The 25,814-nt window shown below is 60.0% G+C and carries 23 protein-coding genes; 9 read left to right on the forward strand and 14 right to left on the reverse strand.

What is annotated here, in order from left to right; translation table 11 throughout:
* Positions 1-115: 115 nt before the first annotated feature.
* The 5 genes from IEX53_RS05330 to IEX53_RS05350 all read right to left on the reverse strand — a co-directional run bounded on the left by IEX53_RS05330 (position 116) and on the right by IEX53_RS05350 (position 6,086).
* Entirely contained in the window at positions 116-529 is a 414-nt protein-coding gene (locus tag IEX53_RS05330) for a DUF4150 domain-containing protein (RefSeq protein WP_188822197.1), read from the reverse strand.
* The gene (locus IEX53_RS05335; RefSeq protein WP_236016047.1) at positions 526-1,518 is read right to left on the reverse strand and encodes a DUF2169 family type VI secretion system accessory protein; all 993 of its coding nucleotides are present in this window, start codon (positions 1,516-1,518) and stop codon (positions 526-528) included. Before IEX53_RS05335 ends, IEX53_RS05330 begins: the two co-directional genes overlap by 4 nt.
* Before the next feature lie 69 nt (positions 1,519-1,587).
* Positions 1,588-2,964, reverse strand: coding sequence for a Tle-like phospholipase domain-containing protein (locus IEX53_RS05340; protein WP_236016048.1), 1,377 nt, complete (start codon positions 2,962-2,964; stop codon positions 1,588-1,590).
* Between the two features lie 3 nt (positions 2,965-2,967).
* Complete coding sequence (locus tag IEX53_RS05345) at positions 2,968-4,020, reverse strand: ankyrin repeat domain-containing protein (RefSeq protein ID WP_236016049.1); 1,053 nt, start codon at positions 4,018-4,020, stop codon at positions 2,968-2,970.
* On the reverse strand, positions 4,020-6,086 hold the full coding sequence (locus IEX53_RS05350; RefSeq protein ID WP_236016057.1) for a type VI secretion system Vgr family protein: 2,067 nt from the start codon (positions 6,084-6,086) through the stop codon (positions 4,020-4,022). Before IEX53_RS05350 ends, IEX53_RS05345 begins: the two co-directional genes overlap by 1 nt.
* A 186-nt stretch (positions 6,087-6,272) precedes the next feature.
* On the opposite strand from IEX53_RS05350, the gene IEX53_RS05355 reads away from it, so the two are divergent.
* Entirely contained in the window at positions 6,273-7,211 is a 939-nt protein-coding gene (locus tag IEX53_RS05355; RefSeq protein ID WP_188822202.1) for a hypothetical protein, read from the forward strand.
* 406 nt (positions 7,212-7,617) lie between these two features.
* Here IEX53_RS05355 and IEX53_RS05360 read toward each other — a convergent pair whose 3' ends face one another.
* A complete protein-coding gene (locus tag IEX53_RS05360) occupies positions 7,618-7,890 on the reverse strand; it encodes a conjugal transfer protein TraD (RefSeq protein ID WP_188822204.1) in 273 nt (90 codons plus the stop codon).
* Position 7,891: 1 nt separating this feature from the next.
* On the reverse strand, positions 7,892-8,218 hold the full coding sequence (locus tag IEX53_RS05365; protein WP_236016050.1) for a conjugal transfer protein TraD: 327 nt from the start codon (positions 8,216-8,218) through the stop codon (positions 7,892-7,894).
* Between the two features lie 180 nt (positions 8,219-8,398).
* Between IEX53_RS05365 and traA the strand changes: the two genes are divergently transcribed.
* Positions 8,399-11,362: a Ti-type conjugative transfer relaxase TraA gene (traA, locus tag IEX53_RS05370; RefSeq protein WP_188822206.1), complete on the forward strand. Its 2,964-nt coding sequence runs from the start codon at positions 8,399-8,401 to the stop codon at positions 11,360-11,362.
* Here the strand turns inward: traA and IEX53_RS05375 are convergent.
* Both IEX53_RS05375 and IEX53_RS05380 read right to left on the reverse strand, forming a co-directional pair.
* On the reverse strand, positions 11,322-12,293 hold the full coding sequence (locus tag IEX53_RS05375) for a HEPN domain-containing protein (RefSeq protein ID WP_210311625.1): 972 nt from the start codon (positions 12,291-12,293) through the stop codon (positions 11,322-11,324). The two genes, traA and IEX53_RS05375, sit on opposite strands and share 41 nt — an antisense overlap.
* Positions 12,284-12,937: a hypothetical protein gene (locus IEX53_RS05380; protein ID WP_188822208.1), complete on the reverse strand. Its 654-nt coding sequence runs from the start codon at positions 12,935-12,937 to the stop codon at positions 12,284-12,286. Before IEX53_RS05380 ends, IEX53_RS05375 begins: the two co-directional genes overlap by 10 nt.
* Before the next feature lie 166 nt (positions 12,938-13,103).
* Here IEX53_RS05380 and IEX53_RS05385 point away from each other — a divergent pair, with 166 nt between their 5' ends.
* From IEX53_RS05385 to IEX53_RS05400, 4 genes are all read left to right on the forward strand, one after another.
* Positions 13,104-13,334, forward strand: coding sequence for a helix-turn-helix domain-containing protein (locus IEX53_RS05385; RefSeq protein ID WP_188822210.1), 231 nt, complete (start codon positions 13,104-13,106; stop codon positions 13,332-13,334).
* A 174-nt stretch (positions 13,335-13,508) separates the two neighbouring features.
* Complete coding sequence (locus IEX53_RS05390; protein ID WP_188822212.1) at positions 13,509-13,724, forward strand: helix-turn-helix transcriptional regulator; 216 nt, start codon at positions 13,509-13,511, stop codon at positions 13,722-13,724.
* The gene (locus IEX53_RS05395) at positions 13,714-13,935 is read left to right on the forward strand and encodes a hypothetical protein (RefSeq protein WP_188822214.1); all 222 of its coding nucleotides are present in this window, start codon (positions 13,714-13,716) and stop codon (positions 13,933-13,935) included. The genes IEX53_RS05390 and IEX53_RS05395 overlap by 11 nt, the downstream gene beginning before the upstream one ends.
* A 316-nt stretch (positions 13,936-14,251) precedes the next feature.
* On the forward strand, positions 14,252-16,060 hold the full coding sequence (locus IEX53_RS05400) for a recombinase family protein (RefSeq protein ID WP_188822215.1): 1,809 nt from the start codon (positions 14,252-14,254) through the stop codon (positions 16,058-16,060).
* Here the strand turns inward: IEX53_RS05400 and IEX53_RS05405 are convergent.
* Entirely contained in the window at positions 16,024-17,004 is a 981-nt protein-coding gene (locus IEX53_RS05405; protein ID WP_373288571.1) for an RgsD C-terminal domain-containing protein, read from the reverse strand. The genes IEX53_RS05400 and IEX53_RS05405 overlap by 37 nt on opposite strands.
* A gap of 276 nt (positions 17,005-17,280) precedes the next feature.
* On the opposite strand from IEX53_RS05405, the gene IEX53_RS05410 reads away from it, so the two are divergent.
* The gene (locus IEX53_RS05410) at positions 17,281-17,871 is read left to right on the forward strand and encodes a nitroreductase family protein (RefSeq protein ID WP_188822217.1); all 591 of its coding nucleotides are present in this window, start codon (positions 17,281-17,283) and stop codon (positions 17,869-17,871) included.
* Complete coding sequence (locus IEX53_RS05415; protein WP_188822219.1) at positions 17,871-18,479, forward strand: flavin reductase family protein; 609 nt, start codon at positions 17,871-17,873, stop codon at positions 18,477-18,479. Before IEX53_RS05410 ends, IEX53_RS05415 begins: the two co-directional genes overlap by 1 nt.
* Before the next feature lie 5 nt (positions 18,480-18,484).
* Here the strand turns inward: IEX53_RS05415 and IEX53_RS05420 are convergent, their stop codons facing one another.
* Both IEX53_RS05420 and IEX53_RS05425 read right to left on the reverse strand, forming a co-directional pair.
* The gene (locus IEX53_RS05420) at positions 18,485-19,168 is read right to left on the reverse strand and encodes an aldolase/citrate lyase family protein (RefSeq protein ID WP_188822221.1); all 684 of its coding nucleotides are present in this window, start codon (positions 19,166-19,168) and stop codon (positions 18,485-18,487) included.
* Positions 19,165-19,623, reverse strand: a complete 459-nt coding sequence (locus tag IEX53_RS05425) for a MaoC family dehydratase (protein ID WP_188822223.1) — start codon at positions 19,621-19,623, stop codon at positions 19,165-19,167. Before IEX53_RS05425 ends, IEX53_RS05420 begins: the two co-directional genes overlap by 4 nt.
* Positions 19,624-20,234: 611 nt before the next feature.
* Between IEX53_RS05425 and dnaE the strand changes: the two genes are divergently transcribed.
* Positions 20,235-23,699: a DNA polymerase III subunit alpha gene (dnaE, locus tag IEX53_RS05430; protein ID WP_188822460.1), complete on the forward strand. Its 3,465-nt coding sequence runs from the start codon at positions 20,235-20,237 to the stop codon at positions 23,697-23,699.
* A gap of 399 nt (positions 23,700-24,098) precedes the next feature.
* Here the strand turns inward: dnaE and IEX53_RS05435 are convergent, their stop codons facing one another.
* Both IEX53_RS05435 and IEX53_RS05440 read right to left on the reverse strand, forming a co-directional pair.
* The gene (locus IEX53_RS05435; protein WP_188822225.1) at positions 24,099-25,424 is read right to left on the reverse strand and encodes a DNA polymerase IV; all 1,326 of its coding nucleotides are present in this window, start codon (positions 25,422-25,424) and stop codon (positions 24,099-24,101) included.
* Positions 25,425-25,427: 3 nt separating this feature from the next.
* Positions 25,428-25,727 (reverse strand): DUF3572 domain-containing protein, encoded by a 300-nt coding sequence (locus tag IEX53_RS05440; protein WP_188822227.1) that lies wholly within the window; start codon positions 25,725-25,727, stop codon positions 25,428-25,430.
* Positions 25,728-25,814 lie beyond the last annotated feature (87 nt).

Here is a 25,814-nt window from a genome sequence, read left to right on the forward strand (position 1 = left end):
GTCATTCTCGGGCAGGTTTTGACCGAAATCGACACTTGCTAACTGTGGAGATTTGAAGCCGACGCAGCCCGTCCCGGTATAACAAAGGTTTGAACCGCCTACGCGGCAGCGATATTCACGCGCTTTGGCTGTCGTCATAAGCAAGTTTGCCGACGGTGTTCGATGAGCCATCTGGACCCGTGCAGTTCATTTCATAGAGGCAATCGTCCTGAATGACCTGTTGACCCTTTACGAAAAAATTCGACTTATTCGACTGCGGACGGCACCAACCGACATTTACACCTGATTGCACGCCTCCGCCTGTTCCGGGCTCGTTTCCGGTTACTGTCCCGGTGCGGCTCGCCATCGTGAACGCTTCATCTCCACCAAAGCTTACATTCGAAACGGTGCGTTCGCTCCATTCCAGCTTCGAAACGATCATATAGGGGACAGGCACATCCTTCGAACCGCGCGGCGTCAGACAGACGTCGGGTGAGAGACAAACGATGCTATTTCCCTTTTTTGCGTAGCGCGCGGCAGAATGGCTCATGCCCCGTCTCCTTTCAGGCGTCTGGCAAAGATGTCGATATTCTCGATAGCGTCGGGCTCCGGCAATGTGAGCCGCCAGACAAGCGCGACGTGATGTTTATTTGGATCGGCATCGGAAACATCGCAATGCACCGTGTCGAGGTTCAAGAGCTTCTCTTCCACATCGGCGATGTTTGAACGCGTTATCCGGCTCGCCAGTGCAACATTCGGAAGCTTGAATGTGTAGGGCTTCGGGTCGTGCCTCATGCCGGTGAGCGTGATGGTTTCGTCGCCTTGCAGATACGGGTCCGCTTGCAGTTGCACTGGCGCGGCATTCCAGTATGCGTAATCGTAATCGGTCGGCATGCGCGGGTGGCGTTCATGACGCCAGGCATCGTCAAAGGTCCCGGCCAGAGCAAGTCGGGGTAGCCATGATTTAGTGACCGGGCCGAAACCGCAGACTGTCATGACATTATCTGGCGCGAGGCTGGCAAACTCGCCATAAAGCCCGATCTGTGGTGCAGGAACAGCCTCGCCCAGCGATAAGAGATAGTCGTTGAGAAGGCCGCGGCCAACGGGATTGTAGGCATGGCTCGTCTCTTCGTCCTCGCCCGTCTTGACCGTCCCGCCGAAGGCGTGAGCATAGGTAAGTGGCAATTCCGTCATTCGGGCGACTGAGGAGAGCTTCCATTTCCGGCCCATCAACGTTCTGCCGGGTTCCCACAACCGCTCTCCGAATACATGGAAGCCGTAAGAAAGTCGGCCCTGAACTTCGAGACGCACCGGCCAGCTTTCCAGTTCTTTGGCCTCTGGCGATCGCGCCACGGCATTGATGGTTATGTCCGTCCTGGGCTTGAACGGCGCGATCTCGCTTTCCTGCTTGAGGGCCGTGGAATTGGCTTTCCCGTGAAAAACATCGGTGAGCAGGATTTCGGGATAGGGGATAACCAGATCGCCAAGCGGCTCGGTCTCATTGATCTGAAGGGTCGTCTTGACGAGCAAGACACCCATTTCGTGATCGTCTCGTCCCCAATGGCGGAAGGAAAACATGGGGAGAGGGAGTTTGGTCTGGATGCGCATCTATTTGCCGGGCTTTGCGGGCGGAAGGTGCCGCTCAAAACGGTCGGGAAAGGTGTGGGCGACCGACGGCATACTATGAAGTTCGACGGCCCTTACGGCGCGCTGCGCTATCCTTTCACTCTCCCCCTTTCCCTTATACACGTTCCACGCTGCTTTGATCGCCGCAGGACTCCAGAGATATTCAGCCAGGCGCTGCGCAAAGGCGGACAAGGAGGGGCAGCCGACCGCTATCCGATCCACCTCGGTCAACATGGGAAATTCTTCCGCTGGGACCGGCCACAGATCGGCCATGCCGGGTTTGCGTCGTTCGAAAGGATGGCCGGTGATGGCTTCGGGGAGGTCGCGCCCAGCCCAGCGTAGAATATGTTTGATTAGCGGAATCGGAGAGAACTTCTTTTGCATGGTGGTGAGGATTTCGTCCTCAACCGCATAAGACATCACCGTCGCGGCGCTCAGCGAAGTAGCAGCCCGAACAGCCGTTGCTGCATGCAGGCCGGCTGCATTGAACGTTCTGGCCCCCAGCTTCAGCTTGGGGTATTCTTCCTGTGCCACGCAGGCGGCCAAGCTTGCCAGACCGCCGCCGAGTGAGTGGCCGAGGATCATCAACCGCCCATTCCAATCACTCATGGCGATTTTCGCTGCTCTCAAAGCATCCCGCACCGCATATTTGTCATATTGATCGGTTTCCAAACCCACGCCTTGGCGAAAATTTGTGGCCCAGTCACCTCTGTTTTTGGTCCAAACCGTAATTGTAGCCGACCATTGGGCTGCAACAACAAAGGGAAGACTGGCGATTGGAAAGGCGGTGCTTCGTAACGATATATGCCCTGCATCATTTTTTACGATTGACGTCGGGGTGAAGCCATTTCTCGCCAAGTCTGCGGGTTTCATCTGCGCAACGGCAGAGTTGGGAGAAAAGACGTATTCAAAGTGTTCAAGCGGTTCCCGGTCGGGATTGGCGGAAATTATCCCCCAATCCCAACGGTAGGCCAGTTCGATCGATATGGCGAAACCGGAAAATTCCTCCTCGGTGAAATCCGAACCTCTAAACACCAATGCAGGAGGGCAAAGCGTCGCCTTCTCGGCATCGCTGCCATTGGGTCGATAGAGCACGGCACGATAGCCAGCCCGACCGTTTTTTTCATCGAATATCTTGCTCCAGTTCTTGCGAACATCGGCCAGCATAGGCCGCGTTTCCGAGGCCATGTGATTATATTCTTGGTCATATACGTCGAAGATCAGCCATGCGGCCTTGCGCAAGCATTTGTCCATGCTGGTATTGCCGCTGATCGTGGTTGTGTTGCGCGTATTCCTCCGATCAGCTTTGATGACGATGGGGTCCAGTACGATGGTGGGTTCTTCGTTGCCGGCGCTCAATATTTAATCCCCCCTCGTCGGCTTGCGGTAAAGATGGTCATCGACGTAGAGCAAACGATAAAGCTCGGAATCCTTTGGCAACGAATAATGTGCGCGGTTCAGAACCAGCTTAATGGCGTCTGCATATTGTGCAAATTGAACATAATATTTTCCCATCTCATTGGGGTCTGATCGAATGCCGGAATCTAACTTCCTGGTCACAGCATTCATCATTTCTTGCAAGTAAGCGCCAGGGATATTGTCATAATATCCCTGCTCTGCGAGATAGTGAATAAATCGAGGGGCGTTATAACCTCCAGATAATACTAACTGAACAGGCAGGGGGTCATGATTCCTGTCATGCACCCACGGATCAGCACCAGCTTTAAGTAATATCTTGAAGCCATCAAGGTTCATGCCAAATGTGGCATCCAGCAATGTGTCTCCATCTGGCCATCTGTAATTAGCATCGCCCCCGTTTTTAAGATAAAGTTCCAGGAGCTGATTGGCATAAGTCTTGTCAAATCTCTCTTCATTTGGAAGTTGCTCTCCCTCCTCTTGCAAGACTAGATATATAAAATTCCACGCCCGAACCTGCGCTGATTCATTGCCTGGATCAATCGAGACATAGGGGGAGGCCCCGGCGGCGAGCAGTGCATCAACGGCAGCCAGATTATGGTTTTCGACAGCCGTGAACAGCAGTGTGCGCCCATGGCGGTATAATCCATTCGGCTTCCGGGTCGGAAAGGATTTATCGATATTCCCGCCCAGCGCTTTCAGTTCCTGCTGCGTGGGCGTCTGGCCCAGAAAAATCTTATGGGCGATGGCGCGCATCTCCGGCGGCGCTTTCGCATAATCGATTTCCACCAGCTTCAACTTCTGTTTCTGCTCCGTGGTCAAATTCTTTGTTTCCATAAGCGCACGCCCTTCCGGACTGAAATTCTTATACGGATCGTCTTGTTTGCTATCACTGCATCCCGCCGCACCTAACGCCGTCGCAATCAATATAGCGCGCAGCAGCAACGCGACGACGGCCAAGAGCTTTCGGCGATGGCGTGCGAAGACGAGAGACGGCATCAGTTGATTTTCACCATGTCGCCCAAGATATCGAATATCTCATCAGCGGACCCGACGATCTTTTTACCGCTTATGGTAATGGTGCCGTCTGCGTTGAGCACAATCCGGCTTTTGCCGCAGTTCAATATTAGCCTCTTTCCGGCTTCGATGATGACATCTTCCCCGGCTCGAAGATTGTATTCGCTCCCGACATCTATTTTCTTTAAACGACCGACATCCTCCGTGTGGGTGTCCCCGATCTTTTGAGTCTTGTTCTTCTGAACCACCAGATGGAGATTGCCCTCGCCAATTGGCGCTTGCTCTTTTGATCCCAAGCTATTGGCAACCTGTCCTATCCCCTCCAAGGCTTTGTCTGCCGCTCGGGGAGTGATGGTCCACTTGTTTGATGGACCGACCCGGATATCCATGTCGCCGCCGATCACCTCGTAATGATTGTTGGTGACTTCGATACCCTTATTATGGCCGACGCTCTCGATCTTGTTGACATTTATACGCTTGGAATAATTGTTCTCGACCTTGATGTTCTGGTCCTTCTGCGCGTGGACGTAGACCTCCTCGCGTTCTTTTTCATCCTCAAAGGTCAGCTCGTTGAAGCCCTGGCCCTTATGGGTGTTGGTCCGGAAAACAGTTTTGGTCTTGTTGACTGGCAGCGGGTACGGCACGTTGTTCCTCGGGTTCGGCACCAGCCCCACGACGATTGGCCTGTCCGGGTCGCTGTCGAGGAAGCTGACCAGCACCTCCATGCCGATGCGCGGGATGACCTGTCCGCCCCAGCCCTGTCCGGCCCAGTTGGTCGAGACGCGTATCCACTTCGTGTCCGTGCCGTCCTTCTTTGCCCTGTGGCGCTGCCAGGGGAACCAGAGCTTGACGCATCCATCGGAGTCACAAAAAATTTCCTCGCCCTGCGGCCCGGCAACGACCGCCACCTGCAATCCCTCAATTTTGGGCTTGGGCGTGGTGCGGTGCGGCGTCAGCGGAATGCGCGAGGGGATCGCCTCGAAGCGGTTGCGATATTCCGGCAGGGAGCCGCCGTCGGTTTCGTAGGAGCGGTCGACGATCACGTGCTCGGCGGCGATGATCACATGCTCCTCGAACCGTGCGTCCGGATTGGCCGCGTCATAAGGCTGGAAGCGGCGGCCGGGTTCAAGAATGCGGACATTGGAGGTGCCGGTGACGCGTTCATGGTCGGCCTCGCTTGCCTGGATGCGCAGCTTCTCCACCTGTCTGGCTTCATCCAGGTCCATCGCCCGGGCCGGCCATTCGAAGATTTCCCGTTTGGCATTGCCGGGAAGCTCCACCAGCGAGGGCGTACTTTCTATCGGGATATGGCCGAAGGTCTTGTAGTTCCAGTCCGCGCCGGAGCGCTTGCCCGGAACATAGGTGAAGCGGCGCTTCCATTCGTTGATATGATTTGAATCGCTGGAGCCATATGCCACGCGCACCCTGCCGTCACCCTCCGGCTTCAGCCAGCTATTGGCATAATTGGCGACGTGCAGCCTGTGCAAACCCTTCTCATGGCCGAACCAGTAGAAATAGCCTTCTTCCTCGAAGCGGCGCAGGAGATAACGCAGATCGCTCTCGTTGAACTGGCAGGAATAATGGATCGGCGGTCGCCGCCTGAGCACACCACCCGTGTCGGCTTGGGTCAGGCCATGCTCTTTCAGCAGCGTTTCGAGGACTTGCAGCGTATCCTGGTCCATCCAGATGCGGGAATCGCGCGTTTGCGACAGGAGCCACAGCGAAGGCCGCACCACCAGATGATAGGAGCGTAAGCCGCGGGTGACGGCGGGGCCTTCGTGCAACTCGGTGACGAGGCCGTTCCAGCAGCGGCGCACCGGCTCTTCGCCGTATTCGCCTTGCGAGACTTCCAGTTCCAAATCGACCGGCTTGCCGATCAAATCAGCGGGCGCGATGTTCTTTTTCGAACGCACCGCGATTTCGATTTCGAACAACTGGTTGACGCCCTCGGTGATGCTTGCCCGTTCCGGCAGAAGCACATCCTCGCCGAGCGAAGTGGAAAGCTTGAGAACGCGAGACGCCTGAATGAACTCGTCAATAAACGGCATGTCGTTCACGGATATCCCCTCCAGTGAAGTCAATTGATGCAGTCGCGGCGTATATTATAATCGGACTATATTCACACCCTCAGCGGTTGCAAGATCCTCCCGGGAACTTTTCGTATCAGAACTTGCAACATTGATCTGTTGCGCGGATGTTAGCGTAAAAACCGAATAATCGCAGGTGGAGCGCATATGTCGGAACGAAAGCGGGAATTAATCCCGGTTGATCGTATATCCCAGCAGGATATCGAGAATTTTGGTATCTGGCGCGAAAAACCTAAAAAACCAACCCACGGTAAGGGCTGGCGAGTAAGCATTCAACGGCGCGGCCTTGTTGTTTTGCGCAACTTCAAGGATGCTGTCTACGGCTCAAGCGAGGCGGCGCTGGCACAGGCAAGGGCATATCGCAACGCAGTCATCGATATATTGCCGCCAATGACAAACCGTGAGCACGCGGTGCAATTGCGGCGCAACAACACGACAGGCGTCCCCGGTATCTATCGCGTGGAAAAGGAAGCCGGTGTGTTCTGGGAAGCGCATCTCCATTTGGCGGAAGGCACGAAACGGAAGTTATTCCCGGCGACGAAATATGGTGAGTGGGAAGCCCGGGCCATGGCTATAGCCCAGCGCCAGCAATGGCTTTCCGAATGGGAGGTTGAGTATTTCGGCACGGTCGGTTCCTATACGAAACTGAAAGCCGGGCAGCGTCTTGCAGAACTGGCGGATGACAAGCCGGATGTGCTGCCGACGGAAATGCCGAAAGCTGAAATCAACGCCCGTCTTGCTGCGATCAATGCATGCTTCGATGCGATGCGGCCTTTGCGGCTATGGGTCAGCGTGAACTGCGCGAGCGGAAGTCGTGGGCGTATGAGCATCGTGGTTTCCGATGCGGGGCGGCCCGCTCGCAAGCTGCAAAGAGAAGCCGGACTGCGTCAGCAAACGCTGCCGGAGGTTCTCACGAAGGCTCGCGTCAGAATCGAGCAGGCTATCACCGAACTCTACGACCTTGGTGTCGCCCGCTGGTTTATGGAGAAGCATGGCTATCTGCTCGATCCTGAGTGTTTCGATGCGCAAACAGGTTTCCGCGTGGGCGTTCTGCTGCCGGATGAACTTGCCGCAGCTGTGAATTGACACCTATGGGTGGTGCATGCTGATTGGCGCAACCAAACAACCAGTGGGAAACATGAACGTGAGCAATGAAGAGGCGTCGAACTGGATGGCCACACACAGAGAGAGCATTGAAGATTCGCGCCGGTTGATACAGGTGTTCTCGCAGATGAAAGCGCTGTGAAGCGGCAAGAGGTGATCGCGCTGGTGAAGTCGCTCGTTGAAGCGGAACAGGGAACAGCGCCGACCGCATAGTGCCCCCGCTTTCGTAGTTCGGCTCCGCTCTTTATCAACCGATATCGTCCGCCTCAGTGCGCTCGGGTCGTTTGCCTCCGCTTTTTCATCGTTATACCATCAACGACGACCCGCGCGGCGAGCCGCGTGATGGCGGGCAGCGCTGCGATAGTTGAGGTCTCCGCGCCGCCCGCCATCACGCCAGACCGTCGTGCAGCTTTTGTGCGACAGTGGGCGTCCTCTGCTCTTTCCGCTCCGTTGCAAACGCCTGCTTCCCCTTTCCGGCCCAAAGCTGCCGCGCGTGTTCGCCTTGCTCGCTTTTGAGCTTTTCGGCCATCCAGAGGAGCGCGCCGAGGATGGTGGCGCGGTCGTCGCCGGTCAGGTCGACGATGCCCGCCTTGACGACGAGACCGCCGAGTTCGATCAGATGCCGTGTGCGCTTGCGGCGGTCGACCTGCCAGCTTCGCATGTCATGCCGCGCCCGTGCTGCCCTGTGCCGGTTGCGCGCCGCCCGGTTGCGTTTGATGGCCGACCGCGTCGTCATCATTTGCCGGAGCAGATCGGCGCGATTTTCCGCGAAAGAACGCGGCCCCGCGCTTCGCCCATGCCGCCCTCCTGTCCTCATCTTTCGTTTCGGCCAGCACGATCAGCGCCCCGGCCAGTTCCTCGGTGCTGAGGCTGTCTGCCCCGGTGGCGATGACCAGTTCGCCCAGTTGCTGCACCTTGCGGGCTTTGAGTTCCCGCGCCTTGTCCTCCAGCGCCTTCAGTTCCGCGTCATAATCTCTCGGTTTGCGCAACGTCGTCTCCATCGTCATCGTTCGTTGTCGATGCAGCCATGATATTTCAGTGCCGTGCGCAATGCTGTAAGGTCGGTGAGACGGTCTGGCACCGGGTAATCCTTCCCGAGATTTTTTCGAGGGAGGGCGCGCTTATACGTCGTTCCGACGTGCGCTTGGCCGTGCCATTTCTTGATCGCGATGGCGATCTATCATCTTCACGTCAAGGTCATTGGCCGCAAGGCTGGCTCCAGCGCGGTGGCCTCCGCCGCCTATCGCTCGGCCTCGCGGCTGCGCGACGAGCGGCTCGACCGCAGCCATGACTTCTCGGCCAAGCGCAGCGTCGTCCATTCCGAGGTGCTGCTGCCGGACAACGCGCCGGAGGCATGGAGCGACCGCGAACGGCTGTGGAACGATGTCGAAGCCTTCGAGGTGCGCAAAGACGCCCAGCTTGCGCGCGAGGTGGAATTCGCCATTCCCCGCGAGATGACGCAGGCGCAGGGCATCGAACTCGCCCGCGATTTCGTGCAAAGCGAATTCGTCAAACAGGGCATGATTGCCGACCTCAATGTGCATTGGGACATCGGCGAGGACGGCCTGCCGAAACCCCACGCCCATGTTATGCTGACCATGCGGTCGGTGGACGAGAACGGTTTCGGCCCGAAGGTCCGCGACTGGAATAGCACGCAGATGGTGGAGCGCTGGCGCGAACGCTGGGCCGAGCACGTCAATGAGCGGCTGGCCGACCTCGACATCGACGCCCGCATCGATCATCGCAGCCTTGAAGCGCAAGGCATCGAACTGGAGCCGCAAACCCAGATCGGCGCGCCCGCGCAGCGCATCGAGGGCGAAGGCATCGAAGCCGCAGACCGTGCGGAACTGCACCGCGAGATCGCCCGCAACAACGGCGCGCGCCTCATTGCCGATCCTACCATCGCCCTCGACGCCATCACGCACCAGCAATCGACCTTCACACGACGCGACATGGCAATGTTCGCGCATCGCCACAGCGACGGCATCGACCAGTTCAACGAGGTGATGGGCGCGATGGGCAATTCGCCCGATCTGGTGGAACTGGGCAAGGACGGGCTTGGGCAGGACCGCTTCACCACCCGCGACATGATCGAAACGGAACAGCGCCTGCACCGCGCGGCGGAACTAATGGCGGAGCGCGAGCGTCATGCGGTGGATGACAGAGGCAGGCAGGTGGCACTTGCGCGCGCCGAGCAGCGTGGCCTTGTCTTGTCCGGCGAGCAGACCGATGCGCTGGCGCATGTCACCGATGGGCGCGATCTTGGTATTGTCATCGGCTATGCCGGGACGGGAAAGAGCGCCATGCTTGGCGTGGCTCGTGAGGCATGGGAAGCGGCAGGTTTCGAGGTTCGCGGCGTTGCCCTGTCCGGCATCGCGGCGGAAAATCTTGAAAGCGGATCGGGCATCGCGTCCCGCACCATCGCCAGCATGGAACATGGCTGGCAACAGGGTCGCGATATGCTCACACCGCGCGATGTGCTTGTCATTGACGAGGCGGGCATGGTGGGCACGCGCCAGATGGAGCGGGTTCTATCGCATGCCGCCGAGGTCGGCGCGAAGGTCGTTCTGGTTGGCGATCCGCAGCAATTGCAGGCCATCGAAGCCGGGGCTGCGTTCCGCTCAATCCATGAGCGTCATGGCGGCGTGGAAATCAGCGAAGTCCGCCGCCAGCGCGAGGACTGGCAGCGTGACGCCACCCGCGATCTGGCGACCGGCAGGATCGGCGCGGCGATCCATGCCTATGACCGTCACGGCCTGGTGCATCAGGCGCAAACACGGGAGCAGGCGCGCGGTGATCTGATCGACCGCTGGGATCGTGACCGGCGAGCGGAACCGGATCAAAGCCGGATCATCCTCACCCACACCAATGCGGAGGTGCGAGAACTCAACGAAGCAGCCCGCGAACGAATGCGCGAAGCGGGCGATCTAGGCGAGGATGTGCGCGTCACCGTCGAGCGCGGCGCACGCAGCTTTGCCAGCGGAGACCGCGTCATGTTCCTGCAAAACGAGCGCGGCCTTGGCGTTAAGAACGGCACGCTCGGCATTATCGAGGAAGTCAGCGCGCAGAGCATGACAGTGCGCACCGACGATGGCCGTTCCGTTGATTTCGACCTCAAGGATTACAACAAGATCGACCATGGCTATGCGGCGACGATCCATAAGGCTCAAGGAATGACGGTGGACCGCGCCCATGTGCTGGCAACGCCGGGGCTGGATGCTCATGCCAGCTATGTTGCCCTGTCGCGGCATCGCGACCGCATGGGCCTGCATTATGGCCGTGACGATTTTGCCAGCAGGGACAAGCTGGTAAACACCATGTCACGCGACCGCTCGAAGGACATGGCTTCCGACTACGAACAACGCGATCCAGTGCAGGACTATGCCGAGCGCCGCAGCATCGTCCCGCGTGAGCAGGAACACATTGCCGAAATCGCCTTGAAACCGGAACCGGACAAGCGGCGCATCCTGTTCGATAGCCGGGGCGGACATGGCGCACCGGACCGGGACAATGCCGGAGCGGAGTCACGGCGCGAAACCGCAGCGCCAGACCATGCCCGCGATATCAGCGAAGACCCGGAGGCGGCATTGCGCAAGGCTCGCACCGAAGCGCTCAAGCGTCATGCCCGCGCTATCGATGCCATCTTCGCCGCCGATGATGCGGGTCGCAAGGCAAGTCCGGAACAGTGGAAGGAACTGGTGGAATCCCGCAAGGCGTTCGATGAAGTCCGCCCGTATGGCTGGCAGGACGCGGAAGCCGCCTATGCCAAGGATACGGACCTTGCCCGTGAAGCCGGAACCGGAAGGACGAGCCGGGCCATTCGTGCGCTCCAGCTTGAAACCGAAATCCGCACCGATCCACAGCGCCGTGCGGATCGTTTCGTGGAACGCTGGCGGAAGCTCGATCACGCCAGTCAGCGGCAATACAGGGAAGGCGATATGTCGGGCTATAGGGCCACGCGGTCAGCGATGGGCGAGATGGCGAAAAGCCTTGAGCGCGACCCGCAGCTTGAATCCATCCTCACCAACCGCAAGCAGCACCTCGGCATTTCTATGGATTTCGACGGGATGAGTGTAGGCAAACAGCTTACCCTCAGCCATGGGCTTGGCAGAGGGCGGGGGCTTGGACTTTGATTTCCGCGCAGCCAGAATCGTTGCAATCGAACCCATCGAGATGTGCAACGCAGATTACGGCGACGGTTTCTTGCAGCACCTTCACGCGCTCGGCCAGCCAAGCCAATTCTTCGCCGGTGATTTTGTAGTGCCGTGAATAGCGGGCCTCGACATAGGCGCGGTCGAGGCGGTCAAAGCACTGATTAGCAAAATGGTCGTCTGGCCAGAAGTCAACCAGCACGGGCGCGACCCGCTCCACATGAGTGCGCAGGAAGACCAGCCGGTGAGATTTCGGGCTATAGAGCGTCAGGACATGCAAGGTGCAATGATAGAGCCGTTCGACGGTCTGGTGCAGATCAAAGGCGGCTTCCCTGTCGTAGCTGTGCCGCATGGCTTCCTTCGCCAGTTCAAAGCGATGCGCGGCGCTTGAAAACCAATGGTCGAAATGCCGATGCATTTCAGCCTTAACGCCCTCCGGGTCCAGCGGCTTGGGTTGGGCGAGGGGAAAGCCCGGCATCTCGTAGAGCAAAATCCCGTCGCGGGCGATGTCCACGAAGAAGGGCCGACCGAGCGCGAGCTGGTTGTTCAAATCCATGATGGAGTGAACGATGAAGTTAACCGGCGTTGCCAGATGTCTGGTAACAGTCAGTTCCCGCAAAAAGCGATCCTCTGCCCGATACCAGAAACGTGGATCGGCAAAGGTTTTGGTAGTGACGACGACGAGCAAATTATAATCGGAACGATAATCGCTTTTGCCGTCCTCGATCCAGTCGCCGTGTGCATGAGAGCCGAAGAGAACCAATTTAAGGATACGTCCACGCTTCGCGTTCTCCGACAGCTTGCCCTTTTGCGCGTCCTCGAATTCATCGAAAAGGATGCGTGCGACCCGTTCCAGTTCGCTGCGCTTGCTCTCGGGAAGATGGCCGAGGCGTTCAGCCAGCGTCACATACATGACGCGCCCCCGTGCCGCATGATACGCAGAATGTCATCGAGCGCCGAGCGTAACAGCGGCCAAGGGAACTCCGTGCAATCTTCGGAAGGTGCGCCTTCGCTTATAGCGGTATCGAGCTTGCCCGCTATGCCTGCAAGCGTCGTGGCGGGTGTGTCCGTCAGGGCGTCCACCAGTTCCTGCTGTTGGTCGGCGGCTGCCTGTTCCGCCCGCTTGGCGGCGGAGTAGCCAACGCGTTCATCCTCGGCGTCCCAACGAGCCTGATGGGCGGCCAGATCGGCCTCCGCTTTGGTGCGGATATCGGGATCGCCGCCGAAATAGTCCGCCCCAATGTCGCCTTGCCACCAGACAGAGAAAGTGGCGTCTTCGTCCGGCAGGTAGACCTTGGCATGTGGAAAGCCGACGGTGTTGATGAGTTGGGTTTCAAGGCGCTGCTGTTTTTCGCACAGGGCGGCGGTGTTGAGGCATGCCGCCTGCCATGCGCGCCAGAGCGCCATCGCGGGGTCGGTGGTGGTATTGTCGGCCAGCGCCTCCGTAGCTCCCGCGCCATATTCGAACGACAGGGTCGCCGTGGTTGCCATCGTACCCGTCAGCAACATCCTGCGCGTGACGGAAGGCAAAGTCGTGGTATCGTCCGAATCAGCCATTGATCCGAGCTCCTAATCAGCTTGGGTTGTGGTCAGGCTGAGCGCGGTGCTCCAACACCGTGTTCAGCCGCGTTATAGGACCAATGATCCAAGGATATTCTTGATCCGTTTGGATCATACCAAAATGATCTAAGGAGATCAATAGACTTTGGTAACACCAGGACAGATGCGGGCAGCTCGCGCATTTATTGGAATATCTCAAGCAGAGCTCGCACGCCGGGCCGGAGTTTCTGTGCCGACGATTAAGCGTTGCGAAAGTGGGGGGGAAAACATACCCGCCGTATCTTCCGAAACCCAGCAGAAGATTCGTACCGTTCTTGAAGCTGAAGGCATTGCGTTCCTCCCGGAGAACGGCGACGGTCCGGGCGTGCGGCTGGCTAAGAAACCCGCGCGTTAATGATAAGCACCCACGGCTTGGACGAGACCGGGGAGTTGGATTGTAGAACTTTCCTTTTTACCGCCGTCTCTACGCAGCAGTACGACGGCGGCTAAATATTTCTTGCAAAACGATAAATCTTTATTCTTCCTGTTTGAGGGGCAGCATAAACGACCAGCAGCAGGCAGTGCCGCCATGCCCGAACCCGACCGTATCATTCGCCTCAAAACCGTCCTTGCGCGCACCGGGCTGTCCCGCTCCACCATCTACCGCAAGATAGCCGAGGGTACATTCCCCGCTCAGATCAAAATCAGCATCAACGGCGCGGGATGGCGGGAATCCGACATCAATCGCTGGATCGCAAACCCCGTGGCGTGGCAGCCAGAGGGAGGGCGCAGCGATGGCCGATGATGAAAACCATGCGGGCAGGGAGAGACCGGCGAATGACAACCGCCAGCCCGACGGACAGGAGAGCGAGGTCACGACCGATGCTTCCGAAAAGCTTGATACGGTTGTGCTGTCCATTGCCCGCTTGATCGGCAGGCGGATGGCGCAGGAAGATTTCGCGACCCGGATTGCCGCAAACGATAATCGAGAGGCAAAGACAGCGGATGACGATTAGCGTGTCGCTGTCCGGGGCGGAAACGGCTTGCCTCGAGGCGCTGCTTCCATTTAGGATTCAAGAAAGACTGTACAGTTCGAACCTGTGTGGTGCGATGAAAGCCTTTTTTGGCTTGCAGGTAGTGGGCCGGAAGGAAGCCGCCCCCTCAAGGCCAAGCCGCTTCGCGGTGGCGCTGCGCGCCAGCCTTGACCGGTCGGCTTCCTTCCGGCGTGGGCTTCTGAAGCAGAAAAGGCGGGGCGTGCGCTGGTAGGCAGCGCCAGCCGTGACAGACCCGGCCCAGCCGCAGAACATTGCCCGATGAAGGAGGAGCCATACCATGACCCGCGTTGCCCTTTATGCCCGTTACTCATCCGACAATCAGCGTGATGCTTCCATCGAGGATCAGTTGCGTCAGTGCCGCGAGCGGGCGGCGCGTGAGGGCTGGACCGTGGTGGACACCTATTCCGACCGCGCCATCTCCGGCACGTCCCTCATCCGATCCGGCATTCAGTCGCTTCTCGCCGACGCGCAAGCCGGACGCTTCGACATGGTGCTGTCCGAAGCACTTGACCGCATCAGCCGCGACCAGGAGGACGTGGCGGGTGTCTTCAAGCGTCTGCGCTTCGCGAACGTGACGATCTTCACCCTATCGGAAGGCGAGATCGATGAGCTTCATGTCGGCCTCAAAGGCACCATGAACGCCCTGTTCCTGAAAGACCTCGCCCTCAAGACGCATCGTGGCATCAGGGGCCGCGTCGAAGCCGGCAAGATCGGAGGCGGCAACGCCTATGGCTATCGCGTCGTCCATCAGTTTGATGAACGCGGCGAGCCGATCCGGGGCGAGCGCGAGATCATCGAAGAGCAGGCCGAAATCGTGCGCCGCATCTTCCGTGAATATGTCGCGGGCAAAGGACCGCAACGCATTGCCTCTGAGTTGAACCGTGACGGCGTTCCAAGCCCCACCGGCAAACGCTGGAATGACACCACGATCCGGGGCAACCGCATCATCAGTTCCGGCATCCTCAATTGCGAGCTTTATATCGGGGTCATCCGCTGGAACCGGCAGAAGAAACTGAAGAACCCCGATACCGGCCACTTTGCCTATCGGCTCAATCCAGAGAGCGAATGGATACGCTCCGAGGCACCCGAGCTTCGCATCGTACCGCAGGAGCTATGGGACGCCGCCAAGGCGCGGCAAGACGAATTGACCGCGCGTTACAAGACCCAGATCGATGCATCGCGCGAAGGCGTGAAGCGCAGCCTCGCCAAAAATGGCGCACTCAACGCCACGCACCGCCCGCGCACCCTGCTTTCCGGCCTGCTGTTTTGCGGCTGCTGCGGCGGCTCCTATGCCGGTCGCGGGAAGGACCGCTACGCCTGCACCAACCATGTGCTTGGAAACGGTTGCGACAACACCCGCACCGTGAACCGCAAGGTGCTGGAAGCGCGAGTACTCAACGGTCTGCGTGAGCGCATGATGACGCCAGAAATAGCGGCAGAGGCCATGCGCGCCTATGCCGAAGAAACCAACCGGCTCAACCGCGAGCGCCGGAACTCTGCCGACGCCACCCGCAGGGAGTTGACCGAGACGACGAAAGCCATCGCCGAGATCGTGCGCGTCATCGAACAAGGCGGCTGGCACCGCGCTTTGTCGGACCGGCTAACCGAGCTTGAAACCAAACAGGACAGCCTAACCGCCCGTCTCGCCAACCCGCCAAAGGATGTTCCCGACATTCACCCCGGCATCGCCGAAACATACCGGCGCAGGATCGAACGCTTGATCGCTGCACTCGACCACCCAGACGACGCGGCAGAGGCAGCCCAAGCGCTTCGCACGATCATCGACCGCATCGTCATCACCCCCGGCCCGACGCGTGGCGACTTCCCCATCACCCTGCAAGGCGAGCTTGGCAAAATCCTCGACTGGATTGAGCGCACCGGAAAACCCGGCTACAAGCCGGACACTGCCTCAGCCCGTTTGTTGGTCTCGGTTAAAACCGGGGCTTGTCCCGAGAATCTGCCAAGAGGGAATCTTGTCAGTACGGCAATCGCTTATCTTTTTCTTTTGGTAGATTCTCGGGACAAGCCCAAGAATGACGGTCTGATGGATTATTCCATCGAATCCCCACTGGCCGAGGCGTCGTAATCGCTGTTCGCCAACACTTCGACTTCCTGGTCCTGCCCTGACGCCACCTTGAAATCGCGCTGGTAGATGCGGTCCTTGTTCTTGGCGACGGCGATATATTCGCCTTCCGCCAGAACCATGGAGGCATAGGCGCCCACGCTTTCGCGCACCGGATCGCCCGACGTATTGACGATCGACCAGGACGTATCAGCCATGGCCTCGCCACCGCGCTCGCGCACCAGCTTCAGCGTGACCTGCGCGGCGCGGTGCTCCACCGTCGCCTCGGTCAGCTTGCCGGCCTCGACGCGGATATCGGCGCGGATGATGGCGTTGGCGGCGCCGTAATTCGACACGACATGATAGGTGCCGGTGTTGAGCCGCACGACGCTGTTCGGCTTCACATTGGGAAGGATCAGCGAGCGGTCGTTCGCATTGTCCTCGTCGCCCTCATAGATGGAGAAGCGCAGGAGCTTTTCCGGGATATGTCCGCCATCCGGCAGCACGGCATTGAGCTTGAGGCCGCCCGCGTCGAGAATCATGCTTTCGCGCCTTGTGCCCGTGCGCATGGTGATGCGCTTGGTGGCGCCGGCGCGGCCATAGGCGACATGCACGAGATAGCTGCCCTCCGGCAGATGAAACGAGGCCGTGCCGCCCTTGGAGGTGGCGACCAGCGGCAGCTTGTCGTCGTCGCCGGGCTCAGGCGAGAAGACTCGCCAGACGAGGCCGCGCTGGATGTCCGGGTTGCCGTCTTTCAGCTTCGCTTCCAGAATCAGCTCGGAGGTCTTGGCGAGCGGACGGTTTTCGGGCGCCTGCGGATTGGCATACTCGCTGATGCCGGGCAGTTTCAGGTTCTGCGGGGCAGCGGCGTTCTCCTGCGCCATGCCGGGCGAGGCGAAGGCAAGCACGAGGGTCCCCGTGACATGCGGAAGACGCTGCAGCAGAAATGACAGACGAATAAATCCCATAGCTCAAGTTTTGGGGCCAAACGGATGGCAATTTCAAGGCTGAAATTCCTTGTCATACGTTTTATAAGACCCCGCTAGAGACGTTCATGTTTTGATGGAGTCATTTGGATACCATTTTGGCCCCGTTGCTGTAGCGGAGCGGGAGAGGCGTGGATTCCTGTGCTTGTCACAGGAATCCACGCCTCAACAGTTGTGCCGCCCCAACGAGGAAGAATATCCGATCGTTTCCATCAAAAGGTGAAATGCTCTAGCCCGCCTCCAGAAGGAACAGCTATCTTGGCCTCTCCCATTCTCGATTTTCTCCTGCAGCGCAGTTCCACCCCAATTTCGGCCATCGGCGAGCCGGGGCCCAGTGACGCCGACATCGAGACGATGATTCGCGCTGCGATCCGCGTGCCAGACCATGGACGGCTAACGCCCTGGCGCTTCATTCTCTATCGTGGCGCGGCACGGGAAGGGGTGGGACTCTATATCGCCGACCTGGCGGAGGAGCGGGAAGGGCCGCTGCCGGAAGCACGGCGCGAGCAGGAGCTGAAGCGCTTCGCCCGCGCGCCGCTGGTCATCGGCGTCATCTCCTCGCCGGTCGCGCATGAGCGGATCCCTGAGTGGGAACAGTTTCTTTCGGCGGGCGCGGCGGCGATGAACCTCTGCATCGCAGCCAATGCGCTCGGCTACGCCACGAACTGGATCTCCAACTGGTATTCCTCCGATGAGAAGGGCCGGCAACTCCTGGGCCTTGCGCCACATGAGCGGGTGGCGGGCTTCGTCCATATCGGCACTTGCGATATGAAGGTGCCGGAACGCCCGCGCGCCGAATTCGCCGATGTGGTTTCCGAGTATGCCGGGCCTTGGCGGGAAGAAAACTGATGTTCTACGAACCGCGCAACGGGCATGGCCTGCCGCATGATCCCTTCAAGGCGATCGTAGCGCCACGGCCCATCGGCTGGATATCGACGCGATCGAAGGCCGGGGCGGTCAATCTCGCGCCCTATTCCTTTTTCAACGCGATTTGCGACAAGCCGCCGCTCGTGCTCTTCTCATCGAGCGGACGCAAGGACAGCCTGAACTTCATCGAAGAGACGGGTGAATTCGCCGTCAATCTCGTCACCGAGGATCTGCTCGAAAAGATGAACGCAAGTTCCGTCAACGCGCCACGCGGGGTGAGCGAGTTCGACTATGCAGGATTGACGCCGGTTCCCTGCGAACTCATCGGCGCGCCGCGTGTGGGCGAGGCGCATGCCGCGCTCGAATGCGTGGTCACCGACATCAGGGAAGCCACCGACAGGCATGGCAGGCCCTGCGGCAACTGGCTTGTGACGGGCGAGGTGGTGGGCGTTCATCTCGATGAGGCGATTCTTACCGATGGAATGATCGACATGCGCAAGGCAAAGTCCGTCAGCCGCCTCGGCTATATGGACTTTGCCACCACCAGCGAAGTCTACCAGATGCTGCGTCCTCGGTGGGAGGACCGATAGGTAGATCAGCGCGTGAAGGCGGCGTTGATGGCGGGCACCTGCGCCGGGTGGAGCGCGATTTTGGCGGTGAAACCATCACGCGCGGCAGCTGCGCATTCGCGGCCAAGCCCGGCCTCATCGTTCAGATTGGCATAGGCTGTGTCTATGGCCATGACGCCTGCGGCCTTGGCGCCGAGAATTGTCAGCGCGCGCGCGAGGCGGAGGGGTTCGATATAATCGCCGTTTTCATCCTGCGCTGTCCGTGGCCCGATCGCTCCTGCGAGGCTGCCGGCATCCCAACCGAGGCCGGTCAGGCGCGGTGTCGAATCGCGGTAATCCATCGACAGCGCACCAACGGCATTCGCGGCGGCAATGGCGATGATCTGCATGGAGCCTTCATCCAGCCCCGCTTCCGCCTCATACACATTGAGTCGCGCTGAGAGCCGGACGATATCGGCAGGGCCGTTCGATTGGGGCAGGAAGACCCCGCGCGGTGTGATCGGGAAAATGCCGGTGAGATCGTCCGCTTTGGCCATATCGATGCGGCCATAAAGCGGGAGGCCGTCTTTGGCTGCATCTTGTAGCAAGCCGGTCACTCCCGCCGTCGCCGCCATTGCCAGATCGAGCACCAGCGCATCCGCACCACTGAGAAGCGCCTTCTCGATGGCTGCTTCCGAACCGTCTCGAACCAGCAGCAGCGAGCGCATCATGCGGCGCTCGCCCGGGTCAGCATCATGGCCTGCCGCCGGCAGCGGGCGACAAGGACATCGTTCTGGTTAAAGGCGCGGTGCTCGAACTCGACGATCCCGCGATCGGATTTCGACCGGGACGGCCGCACGGCGATGACCTCCGTCTCCACGCGTATCGTATCGCCGTGAAAGACCGGGGCAGGGAAGACGACCTCGCTCATGCCGAGATTGGCGAGCGCCGTGCCGAAAGTGGTGTCATGCACGGAGATGCCGACGATGAGGCCGAGGGTCAGCATGGGGTTGACGGTGGGCCTGCCATACTCGCTCCTTATGGCGAAGTCGAAATCGATATGCAGGGGCTGCGGGTTGAGCGTCATCGTGGAAAACAGCATGTTGTCTCCCTCCGTGATGGTCTTGCGCAAGGCGTGACGAAACACCTGGCCCAATTCGAATTGCTCAAGATATAGTCCCCGCATAAAACTCTCCTGGAATGGCTCGGGTTGATGGCGGCCCGCAAACGACGGCTGAGGCGCGTGAGCGTCCCCATCTGCGAACCCACCCCGTCCAATTTGCGCCCCCACGCAAATCAGCGATGGCGAGACTCATACCCCGCTTTTTGAAAATTAGACAAAGCTTATAATCTGACATGCCGACAGGCAAGCCCGGCACCGATGAAGCTTCGCGGGGGAACATTTCACAATCGAATTGGTTCCGCCAGTTCCATGTTTCCGCCTCACTTCAGTATTGGCTGAAATTAACCAACGGGAAACCATGCGACGGAAATAGCGGGGAAAACTTGCTTGACATTGGAACATGAATAGAACAAAAAGAGAAATATAAGCGAACAAGAGGAGCGCAGCCATGCCCGATCTTATCCATGACGTTTTGTCCTTCGTTTCCATCAGCCTGTTTATCGCCACATTCGCGATCTGGGTCAGCGCCATCTGACGCGGCTGGCTGTTGAAGTCGCGCGCCTTTGTCTGGACAGGGCGCCTGCATGGTCCTTAAGACTAAAGAGTGAGGCGGCCCGGAGTCGCTTACCCCAGGTATAAGGAATGGACAGGTGGCGGACGGTTCACACGGAAATATGGGGGCGGGCGGGGCAGGCCCGCGTTTCATCCACCTTCGGGTTCATTCCGCCTATTCCCTGCTCGAGGGTGCGCTGCAGGTCGGCAAGATCATTTCCCATGCGGTGGGGGACGGCGCGCCGGCGATTGCGATCACCGACACCAACAATCTGTTCGGGGCGCTGGAATTCGCCCAGAAGGCCGTCAAGGATGGTGTACAGCCGATTGTGGGCTGCCAGCTCGATATCGGCTTCGGCGATAGCGGCGATGACAACCGCAATGCTGCAAGGCGCGAGGCGCTGGGGCTTGCGCCCATCGTGCTCCTCGCCGCCACCGAGGCGGGCTATGCCAATCTGGTGCGGCTCGTCAGCCGTGCCTATCTCGACACATCGCCCGGCGATCCCGTTCATATCGAGGCGGGCTGGCTGGAGGGCCGCGCGGATGGAATCATCGCGCTGACCGGCGGCGCGCTGGGGCCGCTCGGGCGCGCGCTTGCCGCCGGGCAGCCGGACCGCGCGCTTGCGCGGCTCAAATCCCTGCAGGGATTTTTCGGCGACCGGCTCTATGTCGAGTTGCAGCGCCCGGCGGCCTATGACCGCGTGCAGGAAGCCCGCATGGTCGAGCTTGCCTATGCGCAGGGGCTGCCGCTGGTGGCGACGAATGAGGCATTTTTCCTCAAAAGCGCGGATTACGAGGCGCATGACGCGCTGCTCGCCATTGCCGAGGGGCAATTGCTCTCGTCAGACGAGCGCCGCCGCCTGACGCCGGACCATTATCTGAAGAGCCAGGCCGAGATGGCGACGCTGTTCGCCGATCTGCCGGAGGCGCTGGAGAACACGATCGAGGTCGCGCGCCGCTGCTGCTATTATCCTGAGACGCGCAAGCCCATCCTGCCGCGCTTCACCGGCGACGCAGACGATCCGGAAGCGGCGGTCAAGGCGGAAGCCGACGAGTTGGCGCGGCAGGCGCGAGAGGGCCTGGCGATGCGCATCGAGACGCAGGGCCTCGCGGAAGGCTATACGCGCGAGCAATATGCCGAACGGCTCGAATATGAGATCGGCATCATCACCAGGATGAAGTTCCCCGGCTACTTCCTCATCGTGTCGGACTTCATCAAATGGGCGAAGGCGCAGGGCATTCCCGTGGGGCCGGGGCGCGGCTCGGGCGCGGGCTCGCTCGTCGCCTATGCGCTCACCATCACCGATGTCGACCCCTTGCGGTTCTCGCTGCTGTTCGAGCGCTTCCTCAATCCTGATCGCGTGTCGATGCCGGACTTCGATATCGACTTCTGCCAGGACCGGCGCGGCGAGGTCATATCCTACGTCCAGCGCAAATATGGCCGCGACCAGGTGGGGCAGATCATCACCTTCGGTACGCTACAGGCCCGCGCCGTGTTGCGCGATGTGGGCCGCGTGCTTGAAATGCCCTATGGCCAGGTCGACCGTCTCTGCAAGCTCGTGCCGCAGAATCCGGCCAATCCGGTGACGCTGGGGCAGGCGATCGAAGGCGAGCCGAAACTCATCGAGGAGCGCGAGAAGGAGCCGGTCGTCGCCCGCCTGCTCGATATCGGATTGAAGCTCGAAGGGCTCTACCGCCACGCGTCGACCCATGCGGCGGGCATCGTCATCGGCGACCGGCCCCTGTCCGAACTGGTGCCGATGTATCGCGATCCGCGCTCGGACATGCCGGTGACGCAGTACAACATGAAATGGGTGGAGCAGGCGGGGCTGGTCAAGTTTGACTTCCTCGGCCTCAAGACGCTGACGGTGCTGCAGACGGCGGTGAAGCTCATCGCCCGCAAGGGCATCGAGATCGACCTTTCCAACCTGCCGCTTGATGACAAGCCCACCTATGAGATGCTGTCGCGCGGCGAGACGGTCGGCGTGTTCCAGGTGGAAAGCGCGGGCATGCGCAAGGCGCTGATCGGCATGAAGCCCGATCGCATCGAGGATATCATCGCGCTCGTGGCGCTCTATCGCCCGGGCCCGATGGAGAATATCCCGACCTATAATGCGCGCAAGCATGGCGAGGAGGAAATCGCCTCGATCCATCCCAAGATCGATCATCTGGTCAAGGAGACGCAGGGCGTCATCGTCTACCAGGAACAGGTGATGCAGATCGCGCAGGAGCTTGCCGGCTACTCGCTCGGCGAAGCGGACCTGCTGCGCCGCGCCATGGGCAAGAAGATTCGCGAGGAGATGGACAAGCAGCGCATTCGCTTCGTCGAGGGCGCGGTCGAGCGCGGCGTCGGCAAGGCGCAGGCCAACACCATCTTCGACTTGCTTGCGAAATTCGCCGACTACGGATTCAACAAGTCGCACGCCGCCGCCTATGCTATCGTATCCTACCAGACGGCCTATCTGAAGGCGCATTTCCCGGTCGAGTTCCTCGCCGCGTCGATGACCTACGATATGTCCAATACGGACAAGCTCAACGATTTCCGCCGCGAGGCGAACCGGCTCGGCATCGAGGTGGTGCAGCCCTCGGTGATGAGCTCGTTCCGCCCGTTCGAGGTGGGTGAGAACAAGATTTTCTATTCGCTCTCCGCGATCAAGGGGGTGGGGGAGGCCGCCGTCGACCATATCGTCGAGAAGCGGCAGGAGAAACCCTATGAAAGCCTTGAGGATTTCTGCGAGCGTATCGATCCGCGCGTCGTCAACCGCCGGGTTCTGGAAAGCCTGATCAATGCCGGGGCGCTCGATTGCTTCAAGCGCGAGCGCGAGGCGATGAGCGCCGGGCTGGACCGGATCATGGGCTACGCTCAGCGCACGCAGGAAAACGCCGTCAGCGGCCAGGCCGATATTTTCGGGCTAGGCGGCGGCCCCAAGGAGAAATTGCAGCTCCCCATCGTCGCGCCCTGGCTTCCCTCCGAAAAGCTTCATCGCGAGTTCCAGGCGGTCGGCTTCTATCTTTCGGCCCATCCGCTCGATGAATACCGCTCGGTGCTGGAGAAGATGCGCGTGCAGAGCTGGGCGGATTTCTCCATCGCGGTCAAGCGCGGGGCGAGCGCCGGGCGTCTCGCCGGCACGGTGACGGCGAAGCAGGAACGCAAGACCCGTACCGGCAACAAGATGGGCATCGTGCAGCTTTCCGACGCGACCGGCCAGTTCGAGGCGGTACTGTTTTCCGAAGGCCTCGCGCAATATCGCGACCTGCTCGAATCCGGCAAGTCGGTGGTGATCACGGTGGCGGCGGAAGACCGGCCCGAGGGCATCTCCTTGCGCATCCAGACCGTGCAGTCGCTGGAAGACGAGGCAAGCCGCATCCAGAAAGCCCTGCGGCTGTACTTGCGTTCGAGCGAAGCGCTGGCGCAGATCAAACCGCATCTGTCGACGCGCGGCGATGGCCAGGTGAGCCTGATCGTCATCAAGGAAAACGGCCTGCGCGAGGTGGAAATCGAACTCCCCCAGCGCTACCGCGTCACCCCCCAGATCGCCAGCGCCATGAAGGCGATTCGGGGGGTCGTGGATGTGGAGTTGGTTTGATTTAGGGCGGATCATTTTCGAGTTGAACTGTCGGCGGGACAGCGCCCCCCTCTGTCCTCCTGAGCTTGTCGAAGGGCGGACATCTCCCCCCTCCTTCAGTCGTCATCCTCGGGCTTGACCCGAGGATCCACGGCTAGGGAGCATCAACTTATCCATCGCCTCGACGTGTTCCAGTAAACGAAAACATCGTTTCCTCGATATCAGCCTGACGATTCATGATCCCCTTGCGGATGATAATATCGTATCCGCCCCTTTGCCTTGGATCCTCGGGTCAAGCCCGAGGATCCAAGGCAAAGGGGAAGAGGGGAGATGCCGCCCTTCGACAAGCTCAGGAGGGCAGAGGGGGGCGCTGTCCCGCCAGCGTTTCCATCCAGAATGCCAAGCTCTCGACCGTCTATCTCACCCATCCCCCTCCGTCTCCGCCGTGCGCTCCTTCCGCCCCTTCCCAAACGTATACCCCGTCTCCACCGCGCCATTTCCGAACTTCCCGCGCAGCTTGTCGATGGCGCTTTCGGCGACGGCGCGTTTGGTTGCATGGCTGTCCACCAGATCGGGCGGGTCGGCGCGGCCGGCGTCGGAGAGATCGCTGACGCCGATGCCGATCAAGCGGAACTTTGTTCCGTTTATCTCCTTCTCCAGCAGGTTGAGCCCGGTGCGGAAAATGCGGTCGGCAAGCTGGGTGGGGTCGGCGAGCTGCCGGTTGCGGGTTCTGGATTTGAAATCCTGAGTTTTCAGCTTGAGAACGACGGTGCGCCCGGCAATGCCACCGGCCTTGAGCCGCCGCGACACTTTTTCCGAAAGTCCGCGCAGGATCGGTACCAGATCGTCAGCGGATGACAGATCCGTGTTGAAAGTGGTTTCCGCCGAAACGCTTTTCATCTCGTTCTCAGGCTCGACGCGCCTTGTGTCCAGCCCGCGCGCGAGGCGATGGAGGCGCTGCCCCATCTGGCCATAGGCTTTCATCAGCGTCGACTCGTCCATGTCCTGCAATTGCCCGATGGTACGGATGCCATCCGCCTGCAAGGTGGCGGCGAAGGCTTTTCCGACGCCCCAGATCAGAGTCACCGGCTTGTCGCGCAAGAAAGACACCGCTTCTTTTTCGCCGATAATGGAGAAGCCGCGCGGCTTTTCGAAATCGGAGGCGACCTTGGCCAGGAATTTGCAATAGGAGAGGCCGACGGAAATGGTGATGCCGATCTCGTCCTCGATGCGCCGGGCAAAACGGGCGAGCACGCGGGCAGGGGGATCGCGGTGCAGTTTTTCCGTGCCCTTCAAATCCAGAAACGCCTCATCGATCGAAAGCGGCTCGACCAGCGGGGTCAGTTCCAGCATCAGCCGCCGGATTTCGCGCCCCACCGCGACATATTTCTCCATGTTGGGCCTGACGACCACCGCCTGTGGACAGGCTTCCAACGCCTTGAACATCGGCATGGCCGAGCGCACGCCATGGATGCGCGCGATATAGCAGGCGGTGGAGACAACGCCGCGCTTGCCGCCGCCGATGATCAGCGGCTTGTCGCGCAGTTCCGGGTTGTCGCGTTTTTCCACCGCCGCATAGAAGGCGTCGCAATCGATATGGGCGAGCGAAAGCTGGTAGAGTTCCTGATGGCGCACGAGCCGCGGGCTGCCGCAGGCCTGGCAGCGCCGGCCCGCTGCGCGTTGGAATCCCAGGCAATCGCGGCAGAAGCCGGAAAGCGGGTCATTCGGCGCGCCCCCATTCTGCATGATTTAAACCTGCCGGTCCCAAGCCTCGTCGCCGCCGGGCAGCGCATGGAGCGCGCGCTGCAAATCCGCCGGCCTGTTGCCGCTCGCCTCGCAGAAACGCAGGAGCGTCGGCTCATGGGCGAGATAGAATTGCAGCACGCCCGCGAGAAAGCCCGGTGCGCGTGCGGCCGCCCTTATGTCTTCGGCCTGGATGCCCGTCAGCGCGAGGAAGCGCGGCAGGAGTTCGCTATCCTGTGCGAGAAAGGCCAGCGCCTCGATTGCGATGTTCTGGGCCGCATCGGCCTTGATATCAGTGTTCTTCATTTGTCCCGTTCCTGTCCGGCGAATCTTTAGGACTAGCCATTCCGTTCCGCAACTTTATACTAAGCTATCTTATAGCGGGCGCGGTCG

Origin of the sequence: Paramesorhizobium endophyticum, from assembly GCF_014640615.1 — a bacterium.
GTDB lineage: Bacteria > Pseudomonadota > Alphaproteobacteria > Rhizobiales > Rhizobiaceae > Paramesorhizobium > Paramesorhizobium endophyticum.